Origin of the sequence: Exiguobacterium sp. MMG028 (assembly GCF_027947425.1) — a bacterium.
Taxonomy (GTDB): Bacteria; Bacillota; Bacilli; order Exiguobacteriales; family Exiguobacteriaceae; genus Exiguobacterium; species Exiguobacterium aestuarii_A.
The window spans coordinates 265161-283297 of record NZ_JAQJIN010000002.1 but is presented as its reverse complement, the minus strand read 5'-3'; the positions used below and the strand labels follow the sequence as shown (position 1 = coordinate 283297).

General features: G+C 49.9%; 17 protein-coding genes. 11 read left to right on the top strand and 6 right to left on the bottom strand.

The annotated features are described in order from the left end of the window. Positions 1-120: 120 nt before the first annotated feature. Positions 121-381 (bottom strand): hypothetical protein, encoded by a 261-nt coding sequence (locus PJK55_RS08635; protein WP_271305478.1) that lies wholly within the window; start codon positions 379-381, stop codon positions 121-123. Between the two features lie 104 nt (positions 382-485). Between PJK55_RS08635 and PJK55_RS08630 the strand changes: the two genes are divergently transcribed. Beyond that, entirely contained in the window at positions 486-1727 is a 1242-nt protein-coding gene (locus tag PJK55_RS08630) for a UDP-glucose dehydrogenase family protein (RefSeq protein ID WP_271305477.1), read from the top strand. Positions 1728-1824: 97 nt separating this feature from the next. Continuing rightward, a complete protein-coding gene (locus PJK55_RS08625) occupies positions 1825-2553 on the top strand; it encodes a DUF3784 domain-containing protein (protein WP_271305476.1) in 729 nt (242 codons plus the stop codon). Between the two features lie 12 nt (positions 2554-2565). Here PJK55_RS08625 and PJK55_RS08620 read toward each other — a convergent pair whose 3' ends face one another. Both PJK55_RS08620 and PJK55_RS08615 read right to left on the bottom strand, forming a co-directional pair. After that, positions 2566-5262: an EAL domain-containing protein gene (locus tag PJK55_RS08620; RefSeq protein ID WP_271305475.1), complete on the bottom strand. Its 2697-nt coding sequence runs from the start codon at positions 5260-5262 to the stop codon at positions 2566-2568. 113 nt (positions 5263-5375) lie between these two features. Continuing rightward, entirely contained in the window at positions 5376-7187 is a 1812-nt protein-coding gene (locus tag PJK55_RS08615) for a C40 family peptidase (protein WP_271305474.1), read from the bottom strand. Positions 7188-7466: 279 nt separating this feature from the next. On the opposite strand from PJK55_RS08615, the gene PJK55_RS08610 reads away from it, so the two are divergent. After that, complete coding sequence (locus tag PJK55_RS08610) at positions 7467-9314, top strand: sensor domain-containing phosphodiesterase (RefSeq protein ID WP_271305473.1); 1848 nt, start codon at positions 7467-7469, stop codon at positions 9312-9314. Between the two features lie 14 nt (positions 9315-9328). Here PJK55_RS08610 and PJK55_RS08605 read toward each other — a convergent pair whose 3' ends face one another. Together PJK55_RS08605 and PJK55_RS08600 are read right to left on the bottom strand one after the other, a co-directional pair. Beyond that, positions 9329-10699 (bottom strand): sensor histidine kinase, encoded by a 1371-nt coding sequence (locus PJK55_RS08605; RefSeq protein ID WP_333781798.1) that lies wholly within the window; start codon positions 10697-10699, stop codon positions 9329-9331. A gap of 12 nt (positions 10700-10711) precedes the next feature. Beyond that, entirely contained in the window at positions 10712-11398 is a 687-nt protein-coding gene (locus PJK55_RS08600; protein WP_214784321.1) for a response regulator transcription factor, read from the bottom strand. A 106-nt stretch (positions 11399-11504) separates the two neighbouring features. Here PJK55_RS08600 and PJK55_RS08595 point away from each other — a divergent pair, with 106 nt between their 5' ends. From PJK55_RS08595 to PJK55_RS08585, 3 genes are read left to right on the top strand one after another with little or no spacing between them, the layout of a single operon-like run. After that, entirely contained in the window at positions 11505-12266 is a 762-nt protein-coding gene (locus PJK55_RS08595; protein WP_271305471.1) for an ABC transporter ATP-binding protein, read from the top strand. After that, positions 12253-14085, top strand: a complete 1833-nt coding sequence (locus tag PJK55_RS08590) for an ABC transporter permease (protein WP_271305470.1) — start codon at positions 12253-12255, stop codon at positions 14083-14085. Before PJK55_RS08595 ends, PJK55_RS08590 begins: the two co-directional genes overlap by 14 nt. Before the next feature lie 13 nt (positions 14086-14098). Then, a complete protein-coding gene (locus PJK55_RS08585) occupies positions 14099-14443 on the top strand; it encodes a YxeA family protein (protein WP_271305469.1) in 345 nt (114 codons plus the stop codon). A gap of 48 nt (positions 14444-14491) precedes the next feature. Here the strand turns inward: PJK55_RS08585 and PJK55_RS08580 are convergent, their stop codons facing one another. Next, on the bottom strand, positions 14492-14935 hold the full coding sequence (locus PJK55_RS08580; RefSeq protein ID WP_271305468.1) for a MerR family transcriptional regulator: 444 nt from the start codon (positions 14933-14935) through the stop codon (positions 14492-14494). A 317-nt stretch (positions 14936-15252) separates the two neighbouring features. Between PJK55_RS08580 and PJK55_RS08575 the strand changes: the two genes are divergently transcribed. The 5 genes from PJK55_RS08575 (at position 15253) to PJK55_RS08555 (ending at position 18119) form a co-directional block, all read left to right on the top strand. Then, positions 15253-15462 (top strand): hypothetical protein, encoded by a 210-nt coding sequence (locus PJK55_RS08575; protein WP_271305467.1) that lies wholly within the window; start codon positions 15253-15255, stop codon positions 15460-15462. 68 nt (positions 15463-15530) lie between these two features. Then, entirely contained in the window at positions 15531-15671 is a 141-nt protein-coding gene (locus PJK55_RS08570) for a YvrJ family protein (RefSeq protein WP_214694127.1), read from the top strand. Between the two features lie 27 nt (positions 15672-15698). Next, complete coding sequence (locus PJK55_RS08565; RefSeq protein ID WP_074036277.1) at positions 15699-15911, top strand: hypothetical protein; 213 nt, start codon at positions 15699-15701, stop codon at positions 15909-15911. 26 nt (positions 15912-15937) lie between these two features. Beyond that, the gene (locus PJK55_RS08560) at positions 15938-16150 is read left to right on the top strand and encodes a DUF2922 family protein (RefSeq protein ID WP_074036279.1); all 213 of its coding nucleotides are present in this window, start codon (positions 15938-15940) and stop codon (positions 16148-16150) included. A 124-nt stretch (positions 16151-16274) separates the two neighbouring features. Next, positions 16275-18119, top strand: coding sequence for a methyl-accepting chemotaxis protein (locus tag PJK55_RS08555; protein WP_271305466.1), 1845 nt, complete (start codon positions 16275-16277; stop codon positions 18117-18119). Positions 18120-18137: the final 18 nt, after the last annotated feature.

Below are 18137 nucleotides of genomic sequence, written 5' to 3'. Positions count from 1 at the left end.
CTCAATTAGACGATGTTCATTACAGAAATAGAAGACGTTTACATACGGTTTCGAGCATTGAGAGCAGGAAATTCAGAAGCTTTCTCGAATAGGATAAAAAGAAAAAGCGCCCGACCGAGGTCAAACACTTTTCTTCATTTGCTGTTTTCGGTCGCGTTGCACTTTCCAAATCACTGACGCAATGACAATCAGGATTGGAGCGAATACCCATGGCCGAGCTTCTAAGATTGAAACGAGCTCAAAGATGGAGAGCCAACCACTCAACATAATCAATACAAGTAAAAAGGTTTTCAGTCCCCCCCGGACCGGAAGCCAAAAATAAATCAATAACGTCACCAAAAAGAAAGCGATTAAGCCCATGTGGTTTGTCCTTTCACCCATCATTTTGACTCATTATAGCAAAGAACATCAAGAGAGTGTTAGAAGCTTCACTTTTTGAGCGTATTTGAGTACGCTTAGAAAAGATGATTGAAGGAGGAACTGATGTGAAATTTGGAATTATAGGCTTAGGATATGTTGGATTGGCGACACTATGCGGATTGGCCAAAGCTGGTCATGAAGTCATCGGGGTCGAGACGCACCAAGGGAAGTTAGGTCTCCTGAAGAGTGGTCACCCTCCATTCCACGAACCGGGCATGGCGGACGTGTTACAAGAGCACGCCGATCAAATCACGTTGACCGACGAAATCGCGGATGCAGATCATGTCGACTATTTGGTTCTCGCGGTCGGCACACCGAGCAAGCCCGATGGAAGTTGTGACCTCTTTTATATCGAGACAGCTCTATCTGAATTGAAGACGAAGCATAAGGTCATCATTCGTAGCTCGGTCCCACCTGGCACGACAGATTTGTTGAAAATCATGTATCCTTCTCATACGTTTGCGATCGTACCTGAGTTTTTACAAGAAGGGCGCGCTCTCGCAGATGTGATGAAACCACATCGTGTCATCATCGGATGTGAGGACCTTGAGGTTTCTGAAGAGTTGGCAGGGATTTATGGCCGACTCGGTGTTCCGCTCATCTGTACGACACCAATCAATGCCGAGCTCATCAAGTATGCCTCGAACGCCTTTTTGGCGACAAAGATCAGCTTCATGAACGACCTGTCCCGTCTAGCCGATGAGGCAGGTGCGGATATCACGACGATTGCGGACGGCATGGGGCTCGACCCACGGATCGGACGTTCGTTCCTTAATGCTGGAATCGGATATGGGGGCTCTTGCTTCCCGAAAGATATGGATGCGCTTCTTCATGTCGCAAAAGAAAACGATGTCAATCTTCGCATCATCAAGGCTGCAGCGAAAGTGAACGAAACACAAGCACCGTACGTATTGTCAAAACTCCATCTAGAGCCTAAAATGCGTGTCGCCATTCTCGGTTTGGCATTCAAACCAGGAACGGATGATATGCGAGATGCACCGTCGATTCTACTCGCACATCATATGGTCGCCCGAGATGTCGAGGTCATCGGCTATGACCCAATCGCAACATGGGAATACCCACAAGCAGCGTCTGTTGAAGAAGCCTTGAAGGGTGCAGATTATGCGATTCTCGTCACGGAATGGGAAGAACTTGTCAACTTGGCACCAGAAGCCTTCTCCGGTATGCGTCAACGTCGGTTAATCGATGCGCGAAATGCGTGGAAGTTCGTGCGTGACCCTGGTGACGTCGCGTACGAAGGGATCGGTCGGATGCAACGTCCGTCCAACACCCCGACATCAAACTAAATCTTCTGAAGGGCCGCCCCGATAGGCGGTCCTGTTTTTGTGTAAGGTGAATCTTTTTCAGGATTCGTGACGTAGAAAAGTAGAGGAGGTGTGGCAGATGTGGGTTCTTGTATTGGCGGCGGTCATCGTCATCGCACTCGGTTTTGCAGTGGACCGTCTCGGGTGGCATGAATTGATTTCAGGCTACAATACGATGTCGAGAGAGAAGAAGGAGCGGGTGAACATTCAGAAAGTGGCACGTCTCGTCGCGTGGATGTGTTATGGGATTGGTGCCATCTTTATCCTCATCGCGCTCATCGAAAGATTTGAATTGGACATTCCGCTCGCTCCATTCTTTATCGTGATGATTGTCTTCATCGTAGCTATACTTTGGCGTATGCAAAAGTATGACGGCAATATTTATGACGAATCGGGGCGCTTGAGACCGGGTGGTAAAAAACGTCTCATCCCGATTGTCATCGTCTCCGTCGTCTTACTCGTCGGAGTGCCGGCGCTCCTATTTTGGTTCAGTCAACCGACCGAGGTGACCGTGACAGATTCGACGATCGTCATAGCAGGGAGCTATAGCCGTGAGATTCCATTCGATGAACTCGAAGATGTGACATGGACAACGTTACCTGAAATCGCGCGACGGACGAACGGGGCGGAATCGGGATCCCGTCTGACGGGACATTTTCGGACGAAAGCAGGGGAGGATGTTCTTCTCTTTATCGACCGTGATGTCGAGCCGGTCATTCGACTCGATTGGTCGGAAGAACCCATTTATCTGAATCAATCCTCGGCAGAAGCGACGAGGCAGCTATATGAGGACATTCGTTCTCGCTGAAGAAAGGGACACTCAATTCGAGTGTCCCTTCGTGTTGACCCATGATTCAAATGAAGCCGCATCGAGTGCGGGTGAGAAGTAGTAGCCTTGCCCGAGTTCGACCCCTTCCCGAATCATACGGGACAGGTCGCTCTCGGTCTCGATTCCTTCAGCGAGAGCGGTCAACTGTTGCTCGTTCGCAAAGCGTGAGACGGCGCGTAAGAAGGACGTGCTCTCTTTCGCTTTCCCACTCACATACATCCGGTCGATTTTCACTTCCTGAATCGGTAAGTGCCAAATCGCTTCGAATGAAGCATACCCAGTCCCGAAGTCATCAATCGAGAGACAATACCCGAGGTCGGCGATATCTTCTAACCGTTCGAGTTCGCTCGCATACGACATGATATCCGATGACTCGGTCAATTCGATTTTCAGACGGTCCGGTAACCATGGATACTTCTCAATCGAATCGCGAAGTTTCGTCACGATGGATGGGTCGACGGAGTGGGCCGACAAGTTGAACGACAGAGAAATCTCTTCAAACGAAGTTCCTTGCCAAGCGACGAGTTGTTCAATCGTCTGGTCGAGGATGTTGTGCGACAGCCACAGGATTTGATCGGACCGTTCGGCGATGCGAATGAATTCATTCGGTGGAATGATGCCTATCTCAGGATGTGTCCAACGGGCGAGTACTTCCGCACCGACGACGCGTCCGGTTTTTAGCTCGACTTGCGGCTGATAGGCGACCGTCAAATCCCCTTTTCGAATCGCATCCGGAAGTGCCTGTTCAATCAAGGCGGCGAGTTGCATCTGGGCTAAGATGTCTGAGTCATACCAAACGAGTGGCGTTCGTGTTTCTTTCGCGTGCTGCAAAGCTTTCATCGCCTCGAATAGACAATCATTATACGCTAACTTCGTTTCGGTCGCGCCGATTTGGATGTGTACGTTTTGTCGCTTGTGATTGACCGTCACTTCGCTCGGGAACAATTCAAGCAGTTCATGTTCATCCTCGGCAGTGAAGCCTTTGACATACAGCATGAACATATCATCTCGATATCGACCGAAGAGATGGTGCGCATATTTCGATAGACGGGCTTCGACAGAGCGGGCGAACTCTGTCATGAGTAAGTCCGCATACGCCGGGTCGTACCAGTCGACAAGATGATGGTAGTCGTGCAGTCGGATCAGGACGAACGTTCCGTCAATCTCTTTACGCTCCCACTTTCTGATGAATCCATACTCGTTATAGAGATTCGTCGCCAAATCGAAGCGGACGAGTCGGTCGACTTTTCGCTCCCGTTCGACCCGGTCGGTCTCATCTTCGACAATCAAATAATACGTCAGTTTTTCTTCCCGTTTGAGCGGGGTGAGCTTGATGTTCAAATAGCGTGTGTGTTCACCTTTTAAATGAATGATGAACTGTGCGCTCGTCCCTTGGTCGGTCACGCCTTCAAGTGCTTGCTCGAACATGCGCCGTCCCGTATCAGTGAACAGCTGATTGATTTCGTATAAGTTTCGGTCCCCAAAAAATTGACGGAACATCTCGTTGCGTTCCATCAGGTTATACGAATCGTCCATCAAGGCGATAGCGAGACCCGTCTCGGAGAAGAGCGATGACCAACGTTCGTGATAGCGGACGAGTTCTTGTGAGCGATTTTCGAGCTCATGGACGGTCGAATGAACGCTCACCGCGATCTCACGTAATTCGTCCTCGATGCCACGGAAGTCATGTGTTTTCGGGAATGTCGCTTCGACCGGTTCTAAGCTTGGGTCGATGGCGAGCGCACGTGCTTTCAGATGCGCCAAATCGTGATTATACCGTTTACGCGTATAGTAGAGCAGGAAAAGCAGTCCGAGCGATAAGAGGAGTGTCATGACAAACGATGCCGTGGCAAGGACTTGATAATGCTTACTTTCTTCTCGCAACATCGTCTCGGACGTGGAACGAATCGAGCGAAGGGCAGCGTAGGCATCTTCGTAAACGTTCGTCGAATTGACGTAACGGGCTTCAAGTGATGCTTCACGACTGGCCATATTCGCAAACGATTGACCACTTTCTGCGACATCGATGACGGCTTTCGTTTGTAACGCTTCGTTCTGGTCGATAATTTTTTGGGTGATGATCGCTTCATTGACGATCAAGTCAACGGTACTCATCAATTGTTCCTCTTCAATCGGTTCTTGGAGCAACGTATCGTTACTGCGCATGAGCATCGACTGCATTCGCATCATCGCATCCGTCAGCTCATACGTGGCGTTCGGTTGATTGGTTTGTTCGAGCGCTTGATAGAGCCAACGCCGATTGATTGAACTGATGACATCAGATGGGACCGCTTCGAACTGTTCCGTGTCGAGAACGCCTTCCAAGTTATTCGAAAATGTCTGAAGCGTCTCCCGTTCTCGTTCATTCACCCCGGCTTCCAGGTCTTTCTGCAGTCGTTCATTGTATTGAAGCGCGCGCTCTTTATAAGGGGTAGAAAGGAATGATGTCGTCTGATTCGATTGATCCTCATAACGAGTCGCCGCCTCGAACAAGGTGACATATGCTTCGACGCCAGCGAGGTTTGCCGCCTGATTCAAGTTTATAATCGTCTCGTCAATCGCTTCTTGTTTTTCATGCCAGTAATAACTCGTCCCGAGTCCGAACAACAAGACACCGATGAGACAAGCGATTGCCAGTACCATCGTGTAGATACGGTATGGAATTTTAGCAAAACGGGGTTGGCCCATCCGGCACCTCCTTTTTTTCCTTCATCATACTTCCGTTTTCGTTTCACTGGATGAAAATCCTGCAAAACGAAAGAAAAACCCGACTTTCGTCGGGTTTTATGGCGTGACCAAAGTCACGGTCGTTTGTAACCGATCAAGCGTGATTGCCAATACGGTTCTTTACTGATTTGGTTGTAACCTAATCCGGACGAACCGGCATGAATGAATGTATCAGCATTGATCATGATGCCCATATGCGATGGTCCCGTGGTGTACGTATTCTCGAAGAAGACGAGGTCACCCGCCTGAGGGACGAATGATGTCGGTAACTGTGGACCAAAGTAAGCACCAGCCCAGTAGTTGGCCACGTTTGTGCGTGGGATGCTGACGCCTGACTGATTGAATACATAATAGATGAGACCTGAACAATCAAAACCACCATTTGCCGGGCTAGATGATGCCCATACATATGGGGTACCGACGTATTGTTTGGCAACCTGAATCGTAGCAAGTCGTGTCGCCTGTGCGTTCTGACCTTTGATTTCGGTGACGGCTGATTTTGCGACAAACCCTGACGCGAGCTTGTAGTGCGTCGTCGTTTCCCCGATCACGTTCAACAATTCCCCGCGTAGTGTCGAACCGACAGTACTGCTTGATTCGTTCGCCTGTGCCCGAATTGCCGTCGGGTAATAGGTGTAGTAAGAATTCGCATCATACGAACCTTCCACCCACGTCGGTCCTTCGGTTCCGGTCGAGCCTTTAGAGACCGTTTTGACGTAAGCGGAAGCGACAAAACCGACCGTATTGCCGTAGTAGATTTGAAGCCAGCCGTTTGATGCTTGAACGACACGTAATGTCTGTCCGGCCTTGACGCTCCCGATGATTGTCGCATTCGTCGACGCGCTCGACCGAACGTTCAACGAGGGCGTGTTCACGATATAATCGACTTCTGCACTACCCGCACCCGCATCGCCTTCGTTCGGGGTTGGGTTGCTTGGAGTTGTTGTCGTCTGCTTCAAATAACCGGCACTCACGTAACCGGATTTTCCGTTATACGTGACGTAGTACCAGTCACCTGACTGCTTCGTCGCCTGAACGACCGTACCGTTCGGGATGTTCGTCACGAGTGCATAGCCGATGCCGGCTCCTTGGCGTACGTTCAAGTTCGCCGTCGTGACAAACTGCTGGTTCACCGTATTTTCCGAAGGTGTGCTCGGAGTTGGCGTAGTCGTGACTGGTGTGGACGGTGTCGCGGATCCTGAGGTCGTTAAATATGTATGAGCGACATAACCTGTGCGTGAGCCATATTTGACTTGTGACCATGAACCTTCTCGTTTTAGCACCGTGACGGCTTTCCCCTTTGGAATCGTCAATACGATACTGGCTTTCGTCGACTTAGAAGCACGAAGGTTCAAATTGACTTTCGTCTTCGCAGTGGTCGCACTCGGTTTCACGCTAGGCGGTGTCGTCGGTGCAGGTATTGTGGGAGTCGACGTTGAAGTCTTTTTCAAGTATCCGTTGTGCACCCACCCCGTTTGACCACCGTAGCTTACTTTTGTCCACGAGCCGTTCGTTTGAATCGGTGTGACAACTTTTCCTTTTGGGATCGTCAACAAGATCCGATGGGACGTCCCGGCGCCCGAACGTAAATTTAACGCATCCGTCGTCGCCATGCGCGTCGTGCTCGACGTTGAGAGTGACGAACCGCCTGTCGACCCAGTACCGGATACTTGAAGCGTTTGACCAATTCGGATGGAATCAGACGTCAATCCGTTCAACGATTTTAAAGCTGAAACGGAAAGGTCGTAGGATCGGCTAATGGACCACAACGTATCACCGGATCGCACCGTGTGTGTGCTTGCGGCGGCTGCTTCATCTGCATGAGCCAATACACTGACCGCTGCGAGAGCCGCGAATGAATAGGTGAGACCTGACTTTGGATTCATAGCGTCACTTCCTTTCAAAAATGAGAGCGAAACATTCAACAAGTGAAACAATACAAGTTCATTGTACGGTGAGATGAAACGAGCAAGCAATGGGACAAATGGTCAATTTGGGTCTCTTTCTTGTAAAGAAGGTCAATAATTTAGAAGTGGGAATAACTACCTATTTTATTCATTCGAAAAAGTAGGAAGCATTGACTTTCTGTTGAATTTTGGAAAACTTGTAACAGAAGGTTTCGTGCTATCATAATGTCAAATCAAAAGTGGTGAGGTAGAAGACTGATGATCGAGAAGAACTTTTCAAATCAAACATATCGTAAACATCAAGAGAAACTGTTCGAGCTCGTACGCATGCCAATCGTGACGGAAGACACGGTACAAGAGGCGACGCGATATATGTGTGAGATTGTCGCCGACATGTTAGCGGTCGATACGGTGTCGATTTGGCATTTTGATTCATCCTATCGGTCGATTTCATGCCAAGTCGCCTATTCTCATGAAAAAGGTACGCATTATCCAAAGTTAACCATTCATCGTAACCTCGCTCCAGATTATTTTGATGCACTTCAAAAAGATCGGGTGCTTGCGATTGAAGATGTTCGGAATCATCCTTGTGTGAAGGAACTATACACCGATTATTTCGTAGAAGGACAGCGAATCCGATCGATGCTCGATGCCCCGATCTATGCGAATAATCGTGTCAAAGGTGTGATTTGTTGTGAGACGTTCCTCCCAAGGGAATGGACCTATCTCGAGGAGTTGATTATTAGTACACTGACAGACTTTATTTCGATTCTCTACTTCCGGCTTGATCGACAGGCGGTCGAGACACACATTCGTCGTCTTGCCTATATAGATGAATTGACGGGGCTTTTAAAAGATACGGGTTTCATCGAGAAGATGGACGAGGAACGCCAGCTTCAACCGCAACAACTTGGCGCTTTAGTCTATTTGAAGGTCGACGATTTTCGGTCGATTGAAGATGCGATTGGAATCGAAAAATCAGATGAGATTGTCCGAGAAGTGGCCAATCGCCTACGTCGTTATGTCGACGAATCGAATCTAAGTCGCATGTCGCAGTCAGGATTTGCGATTTGGTTACCGTACGGGGATCGAATCAAACTGAATGCCGTCGCGGATGAGTTGTGTGAAGTTCTTGTGCGCGACCCGTTCCTTGTCGATGAGTTGGAAGTCATCTTGACGATGAGCGCGTTTATCGCCGTTGAGCAAAAGGACATCACGACGCTCGAGATGGTTCACCGAACACGCATCGCTGCGAGTGAACGAGCGTTTCAACGGGCTGCGATTGTCTTCTATGAAGAAGAGATGGGGACGAAAGCGGCGAACCGACTGATTTTAGAGATGAATTTACGAAGTGGGCTCGCCGGGAATGAGTTCATGTTGTATTACCAACCGAAAATCGATGCGACGACCGGGGCGCTCAGAGGGTTCGAAGGTTTGATGCGCTGGAATCATCCAGAGCGTGGCCTCATCCCGCCACTCGACTTCATTCCGCTCGCCGAGTCGACGGGAGTCATCATTGACTTAGAAGAGTGGGTGTTCGTCACGGCCTGTCGCCAACTCAAACGGTGGCATGATCGGGGAGACCGGTATTCACTTGCTCTCAACTTATCAGCACGTCACTTCTTGTCTGAAGGAGTCGTCGAGAAATTCGCTCAAATTGCCCGTGAAGAGGGGGTCTCTACGAGCTATTTGACGCTCGAGATCACCGAGAGTGTCGGCATGGAAAACCAACAGCATGTCATCGATCGGTTTGTTGCGTTCCGAGAAGAAGGGTTTTCGATTTCAATCGATGACTTTGGGACCGGATTCTCGGCGTTCGTCTACTTGAAGCATTATCCGATTCACGAGATTAAAATTGATCGTCAGTTCATCCAAGTGACGGAGAACGACCCGACCGGGAACGTCATCGTCGAGTCAATCGTCGACCTCGCGCGAGGATTGAACTTGAAAACCGTCTGTGAAGGGATCGAGACGATTGAGCAGTGGCATGCGTTACGCGAACTCGGTTGTGATGAGATGCAAGGGTATTACTTCTCTAAACCGTTACCTCTCGAAGAACTAGAGACATGGATTGATCACTATATGACACAAAAAAGGGACGCCTGAGTGCGTCCCTTTTGCTATGGAGTGAAGAGAATTCGGATGGTCGTCCCTTGTCCAGGATCGCTTTCGACCTCGACCTTTCCACCGTGTGCTTCGATGATATCACGCGAAATGGCCATTCCTAGACCGCTCCCGCGGGCATCGTCCGTGTTCGTTCCACGGTAATAGCGTTCGAAGATATAAGGCAACTCGGCTTCGGCAATCCCATTCCCGTCATCCTGGATCGTCACGACATCATCACGGACCTGAACCGTCACTTTTACCGATTCATCATTATGAAGAAGGGCGTTATACAGGAAGTTGAGCAGGGCACGTTTCATAAAGTGGCGGTCAATCGAAACGGTCGCTGCCGTGGTCGCCTCGAATTCAATCTGACGCTCACCGAAACGGGGGTCGTTCAACACGTCGATGACGAGTTCGCGAACGAACGGCTCGAGGCGTGTCTCTTCCAACGCGAGCGGGAAGTCGCCATGCTGAAGACGCATCGTCAAATTGAAATCATCGAGCAATTCTTTCATATATTTCGCCTGACGTTCAATCACGTGTACGTATTGGCTGCGCTCAGCTACATCTAGCGATTCATCATCCAATAGTTCAGCATATCCTTGAATCGAGGCGAGTGGAGTCTTCAAATCATGCGACACATTACTCATCCATTCTTTCCGTCGTTCATCGAGTTCCTCGCGTTGTCGTTCGTACGTCGTCAATGTCTCCGAGACCGCATTCAAGTCGTGGAAGACAGGGCGATAAATGCCGACACGTTTCGGTTCGGATGTCGAGAAATCCCGACGTTTCAGCTGGTGGATGCGCTCGGTCAGCCGATAGACGGGGCGGGTCAATCTGGAGCTAAACAAAAGACCGATCAAGGCGGCCACGAGCAAATCGACGATGAGAATCCAGAGGAACGCCTTTGCGATATAGGAGAGGACTGCTTGTTCATCTAGCATAAAGAGTGCCCGGCGTTCACTAGCGTCCGGGACACCGATGAGGTAGCTGTAATCGTCAAACTCTCCGATGAAGTAGAGACGAAGCTCATCATCCATGTATTTATAAATTTGAATCAGCTCGATCGGCGAATAGGCGTCTGGCAATCCACTCGGTGCGTCAATCTCACTGACGACTCGTCCCGTCTCATCTAAAAAACGGATAAAGGCCCCATACTGCTCGAGCGCCTCCTGACCTTCAGTTGAGACGACGGGTTCTCCGTCCTCGAGTGACAGGTACGTGCTGAAGTTGCGGGTGAACGTTTCCCCTGAGTTGCTTTCGACATCATCGATACCTGTTCGCTCGTTGAGTAGCACAAATAAGATGACGATGTTCAGAAAGACGACGATGGCGACAATCAATACAATCGACAGTAAATAGCGACCGGTCAGCTTCCATTTCATCATGATCGCTCCTTACACCGTCAACCGATAGCCGAGACCTTTGACCGTCTTGATGTAGGTCGGGGCAGACGGGTTTGGCTCGATTTTTTCACGCAATCGCCGTATGTGGACCATGACCGTGTTATCCGAACCGAAAAACGATTCGCCCCATACTTGTGTGAACAGTGTCTCTTTGCTGAGAATTCGATTCGGGTTTCGTAAAAAGCAGGCGAGGAGACCGACTTCTTTCGCCGTCAATTCCAATCGTTCGCCGTTCATATACACTTCCGTCTCATCTTCATTCATAAGGAACGGTCCGACGGTCGTCTCTTCCATCGGTGCTTCCATCATCGACAGCCGTCTTAACTGTGCTTTTACGCGGAAGGCCACTTCTTTCGGACTGAACGGCTTCGTGATGTAATCGTCACCCCCGATGGCGAGACCGAGCAGTTTATCGACTTCTTCCGATTTAGCAGATAGGAAGAGGATGGGGATGTTCGAGTGTGCCCGAATCTGTTGGCAAAGTTGATAACCTTCCCCGTCCGGTAACATGACGTCCAAAATCGCCAAATGCGGATGGAACGTCTCGAAGACGTCATACCCGTCCTTCAACGTGTGGGCGGTCCGGATTTGCGTGATTCCTTCCTTTTCGAGTGCGCGTTGCATCAACGTACATAAATCTTGTTCATCATCCACGATGAGAATCCGTGGTTGTTCCATCGTTATCACCTCTATTCAAGCATATCATGTAAGGATTTTGTAAGGTACGCGTGAGTTGAAGTTAAGACAGGGGGCGTAATGTAAGGAACAGAAAGAGGTGCTGAACATGGAAACATTATTACAAGTGAAATCGATTCAAAAGACATATGGGAAAGGAAATACGACGTTTCAGGCGCTCGATGACGTCTCGTTCACGATTGAACATGGTGAGTTCGTCGGAATCATGGGACCATCCGGGGCCGGGAAGTCGACGTTATTGAACGTCCTCGCGACGATCGATACGCCGACGTCTGGTGAGATTTTAGTAGAAGGGGATGACATCGCGTCGATGGATGAGGAGGAGCTTGCCGATTTCCGGCGCGACCATCTCGGCTTCATCTTCCAAGACTACAATCTGCTCGACTCGTTGACGGTACGGGAAAACATGTTGCTCCCACTCGCCGTCTCGAAGACGCCTGTTCACGAGACACGAGAGAAAGTCGAACGGTTGGCGAAGCGTTTCGGACTTGAAGGGATCCTCGACCAATATCCGTATCAAATCTCAGGAGGACAGAAACAGCGGACGGCCGTCTGTCGGGCTTTGATCTCGGACCCGAAACTCATCTTCGCCGATGAACCGACCGGCGCGCTCGACTCAAAGTCGGCGACGGATTTATTGGATACGCTCGCGCGGTTGAACGAGGCCGAAACGACCATCATGATGGTGACACACGACGCCTTCGCGGCAAGTTTCTGTCGCCGTGTCCTTTACATCCAGGATGGACGTTTGAACAAGGAATTGATTCGTGGCAATGCGTCACGGGATGCGTTCTATCAGTCCATCCTCGAAGAGCTAGCGAGAGGCGGTGCCGTCGATGACGCTATTTGAGCTCGCGAAGAAGAACGTCGCACGTAATTTGTCGCGATATGCGCTTTACGTTGGGACGACGATCTTCTCCATCGTCATTTACTTCACGTTCGCGACGCTCAAACATAGCCATGAGATCAGCGCACTCGCAGAAACGTCGAAGAAAATCAGTGGATTGATGAGCACGTCGACGTTCATCCTCATGTTGTTCGTCGCGCTCTTCATCGCCTATTCGAACGCCTTCTTCTTGAGAGGTCGGAAGCGAGAAGTCGGGCTCTATTCGCTACTCGGGGTCCGAAAGAAACAAATCGGGCTGTTGCTCTTGTTTGAGAACATCGTCATCGGAGCGGTGTCCTTGATTGTCGGAATCGTTCTCGGGCTCTTCGGGTCAAACGCGCTTCTCCAACTGTTGATGCGTCTCATGAAGAGCGACCTCGACATCGGATTCGCCTTCTCGGCGTCGGCACTCGTGGAGACGTTCCTCGTGTTTCTTGCCATTTTCCTCTTTACTTCGTTTCAAGGGTATCGGGTCATCTATCGCTTCAAGTTGATCGAGCTGTTCCATGCGGATAAGAGCGGGGAAGGCGTGCCGACGGCGAGAGGATGGGTCGCTTTGATGGGTGTCTTCACAATCGGCGTTGCCTATTGGCTCGCGCTTCAAGACTTGATGACGTCCTCGCTTTGGAGAACGCTCGGTCTCGCCATGCCGCTGCTCATCATCGGATTGAGCGTCATCGGTTCGGCGCTCTTATTCCATAGCGTGTTGATCTTTGCGTTTTCGTGGCTCAAACAACATGAGCGCTGGTCGTGGAAACGACTCAATTTGTTGACGACGTCACAACTTCTCTATCGCATCCGTGGCAATGCTAAGACGCTCACGCTGATCAGTATCATCAGTGCGACGGCGATCACGGCCGGCGGTGCCATTTTCAGTGTCTACTATTACGCAGAAGAGAATGTCGCATCCTATACTCCGTACACGTACGCCTGGAAAGGGGAAGCGGTCGATGTGAAAGGGGCGATGTTCGAATCAAGCGTGGAACAAAAGACGATCCGGATGGAAGCGCAATACGGAGAACGAGAGCTTGGTGTCATCGATGCGTCGACCTATCATCACCTTCTCGAAGGGCTCGGACAGGAAGAGCCTGCATCGTTTCCGGAGAACGAGGTGTTGTCGGTCGACCCGTTCTATGACGAGCGTTACTCGGAGGAGATCGAATCGGTCGAACTTTCAGCAGGGACGTTTGACGTCGCGACACGTGCCGAAACCTCACCGCTCAACGTCATGACGTTCGGTGGGACGTTCCTCGTCGTCTCAGACGATGTGTTTCAAGCGATGACGGAGCCGAGCGAGACATATCACGTCGCCCTCACGGAGTCGTTCAAAGATCAACAAGTACAATCTGAACGTTTGGCGAATCTCGGGCTTGAATCGTTCTCGAGCGCACCAGACGTATACACGGAAACGATGGCGATGAACGGGGCACTCCTTTTCGTCGGAACATTTCTCGGACTCGTCTTTCTCGTCGCGACAGGAAGCGTCATCTACTTCAAGACGATGACGGAAGCTGAGGATGACCGGGCGAAGTACGCCATCTTACAAAAAATCGGGATATCCAATCGGGACGTGCGACGGACGGTGCGTCAACAGATCATCGTCGTCTTCCTCGCACCGTTCGCACTCGGGATTTTGCATGCGACGGTCGCTCTCATCGCCTTTTCGAACTTGTTAAGTATGAATTTCACAGTGCCTGTTCTCGCATGGATGGGTGTCTATACGGCCATCTATGCGGTGTATTACGGAGTAACGGTTCGTCGGTTCATGACGGCCATTCGATAAGGAGAGAAGAACGATGAAGAAATGGATTGGAATGGGAGTAGTTGCCATCCTACTCCTCGCGGGTTTATTGCAAGTGGATTGGAATCGATTTGGAAAGGAAACCTTGTTTGTGGAAGTTCAGGAGGCGAGTGACGTGGAAGAGACGACACTTGAAAATGGGGATGTGATGACACGGTATGTGTACATCCAACCTGCTTATACACCAGAAGGGGAGTCGAAAGAAGTCACGTTTACCGCAGGAAAAGAACTTCGAGAAGGCGCGTATTTGCGCTTATACGTTAAGGACGGGGACACTGTCACGTCGTATGACGAAGTCTCCCGCGAGGACGTCCCAGATCCGGTCATTCGAAATCAGTAACAAAAAAGCCATTCGTCATGAGCATCATGGCGGATGGCTTTTGCCTGCTCAGACGACAGGCGCTTCATAGGCGTTCAGTTCGAGTTGTAATATGTAAGTCAATTCATGATGCGCCAATTCCGAGAAGTTTGTCTTCTTGACATGTGTCCGTGGACGCAATCCGCATTCTAATGCGATGTCGACAATGGTACGAATCTGATTTTCCGTATAGAATCGCTTCCGGCCGAACGTGAATGGGGTAGGTGGCAATACGCCATCTGTCTCCCATTTGATCAACTGTTGTTGGCTGCGTGGAATGCCAGCCACACTAAAGGCACGGCTCAATTCTTTGAGCGGATAGACAATCAAATGTTGCTCTTTATACGAGATTGGTTTTCCTTGTTCCGGTCGGTATGTATCCCATTCGGTCGCTGAAAACGTCAGGTCGGCCTGGTCGAAGTCGTGTTGAGCGGAAGGAATAGAAGTAGTACGTGCGAGGTCTAAGCTGTTCATATGATGGATCTCCTTCTTCAAGACTGACTGGTCATTTCAAAATGTCTTCTTACGTATCGTACCCGATTTATAAGATTTTAACTTACAGTTTTTTCAAAGTGGGGAAATGATTCATGGGACTTTTGGCGTAATTTTGAACGAGGTCTGTCGAACATTAAGATACCCTAATTGGTATCAAAACTCAAGCTTCGCAGTAAAAATTTGAAAAATGAATAAAAATTCAGACAATATGGGACTTTTGTCTTGAAATCAACTTGAAAATAGATTGAGCACATTCTTCTCGTGAACGGTTAATAAGGGCGAAGGAGGTGAGACAGATGGCAACTTACGAAGAAGTGGCGACGATGTTTTATTTGGACACCCGTCGACTCGTGGATGGGAAAGAGAAGAAGCAGCTTGTCCGCTACGGACCGCTTGGCGATCAAATGGATGAGGCGTTGATGCGGCAGTTCGGAGATTTACTGACGGGACTCATCGATGTCGAATCCGTCAATTACGTCGTCGCTAAAGAATCAATCGTGTATTAACACGGAGGACTTATGCAAAACCTCACTCGTACCGGCACCGACATTCGGAATGATGAGCAGGTGGTCACATGAGTTGGCCCGAACTCATCTCGAATCTCGGGTTCCCGATCGTCGTTTCGCTCTATTTGCTTCATCGAATCGAGACGAAACTCGATCGGATGATCCAGCTCCTCGAGCGCATGGATGATTCGACCTTGTCAGAAACCTAATCCCCCATTGAAAGGAGCCATCCCCCTATGGCTGTCTTAACGGAAAAGAAAGCGACACTCGTCTTGACGACGCACCACGACATTGAAACGGCAAAACCAACGAAAAAAGCACAACGGTTCGGTCCAGTCCGTGCCGATCTCACAGCCGATACGGTCAACGCGTTCGGTCGTCTCTTGATCGACTTGGTGATTCAAGAAGACGCAGACCTCGGCATCATCCGCGAATACGATTTAGTCTAACCCATACCCTAAGGAGGACATAACCCATGACTGACACAAAACTTGAAATCTCATTTTTAGACGCATTCCATAAGGTCGTTCGTTTCCGTCTCAACAACGTGAAGCAACCCGTCGACTCACAAAAAATCGAAGCATTGGCGGACTTCATGGTCGCTAACGATCCACTCGCGAAAAACGTGATGGAGTGGACGGAAATCAAAATGATTGAAGGCACGCAGACGGTATTGAGTGCAAAATAATCTGGCGACTGGCGACTCTTGCAATTGGAGTCGCCTTTTTTAAGTTTGGTCAATCCCCTTCACTATTTTCAGAAAATTGTCGATAGTATAGGAAACACTGCATGATTGAGAGGGGAATACATAGATGGCATGGAAATCAATCTGGTCTAAGACACTCAGTCGGATCAAACGAAAACCGACATGGACGTGGAAACCGATACTCAAACGAAAACGCAGAGAGAAGCGTGAACGCACGACATCTTTCGGAGCGAACGTCGGCAAGAACTTGACGATTCGTCAAAAATTGTGGGGACTCGTCATCATCTCACTCGTCATGGTTATTGGCGTCGGTGGGTATGCATTACTTTCGATGAACGACGCGAACCGCCAAGCGGACGATATCGTGAACAACTGGAACAAAGGGCTCGATTATGCCCATGAACTCAACACACTCGCAGCGAACTATCGTACGCTCGAACTCGATCACATCGTGACAGAGGATGCGGCGCAAAAAGAAGAATTGATGGCGCAGATGAAAGAAATTCGGGATGAAATCAATACGATTGCGCCGAAGTATGAAAAAACAGCGACAGGCGAAATCGATAAAGAGCTCTTCCAAAATTTTTCACGTCAATGGGAAATGTATCAACGCGTCTCGGACAACATGTTGACGTTCAGTACGACTGGGAACACGGGCATGGCACGATCATATTATGATGCCCAGTCGCAAGCGACGTATGACAACTTCACTCAAAAACTGAGTGACCTAGTCGCATACAACTCAGAAGGGTCGCAACGTGTCGGACAGGACATGGAGCGTGAGTTCATACAGTCACTCATGGCGCTCGTTGCCGTGACGGTCGGAGCCGTGGTCATTCTGTTATTCCTCGGACTCAGCTTGTTACGCTCGATTATCCGACCGATGCAGACGCTACAGACTCGCTTCGATGAACTCGCGACGCAGGGCGGCGATTTGACGATGACAATCCCGGTGACGTCGAACGATGAGATCGCCCAAGTCAGTCGCTCGTTCAACACGTTCCTCGGGACACTCCGCGAAATTATGATCGATGTCGATGAGACGGCAAAAGTCGTCCTGTCATCTTCAAAAGACGTATCTGCTGAAGTGACGCGACTCAGTCACTATATGGAAGAAACATCTGGAACGGTCGAAGAATTGACGGCTGGGATGGAAGAAACGGCAGCATCTTCGCAAGAGATGAGTGCTTCGACGACCGAGATGGGTAGCTCAATCGATTCCATCGTCGACTTATCCAACGATAGTGCCGAAACGGCGACACGTGTCGAGACACGTGCTCACGAAATGCGTGAACAGGCTGTCGTCTCGAAGACGGAGGCTGTAACGATTATCGAGAAGAAGCAGGTTGAACTTGCGGAAGCCATCAAGGGAGCACAGTCTGTCGAAGAGATTCGCGTCTTGACGACGGCCATTCTCGCCATCGCCGACCAGACGAACTTGCTCGCATTGAACGCATCGATTGAAGCAGCACGAGCAGGTGAAGCAGGTCGTGGATTTGCGGTCGTCGCTTCTGAAATTCGTAAACTTGCGGAAAACTCGCGTCAGACGGTGAACGAGATTCGTGACGTATCGAACACGGTTATCGATTCGGTCGAGCGCCTCAATACAAGTTCGGCTGACATGCTGACGTTCTTGAACACGAAAGTCATGGCCGACTACGATCGTCTCGAAGAGGCCGCGACGCAATATGAGCAAGACGCAACGGTGTTCGGCGAGACGGCGAAAACGTTCGAAGGCAATGCGCTTCAACTCCGACATATGACAGATAACATTCTCGGCGTCATCCAAGAAGTCGCGACGACCGTGACAGAGGGCGCGGACGGAACGCAGTCGATCTCAGAGAAAGTTCAACTTTCGGTCGAACGCTTCAATGACGTCCAGGCGAAGATGAGTGAGACGGAAAAAAGGGCGAGCGAACTATCGAATCGTGTCGCTCAATTCAAACTATAATTTGTAATCGGAACCAGG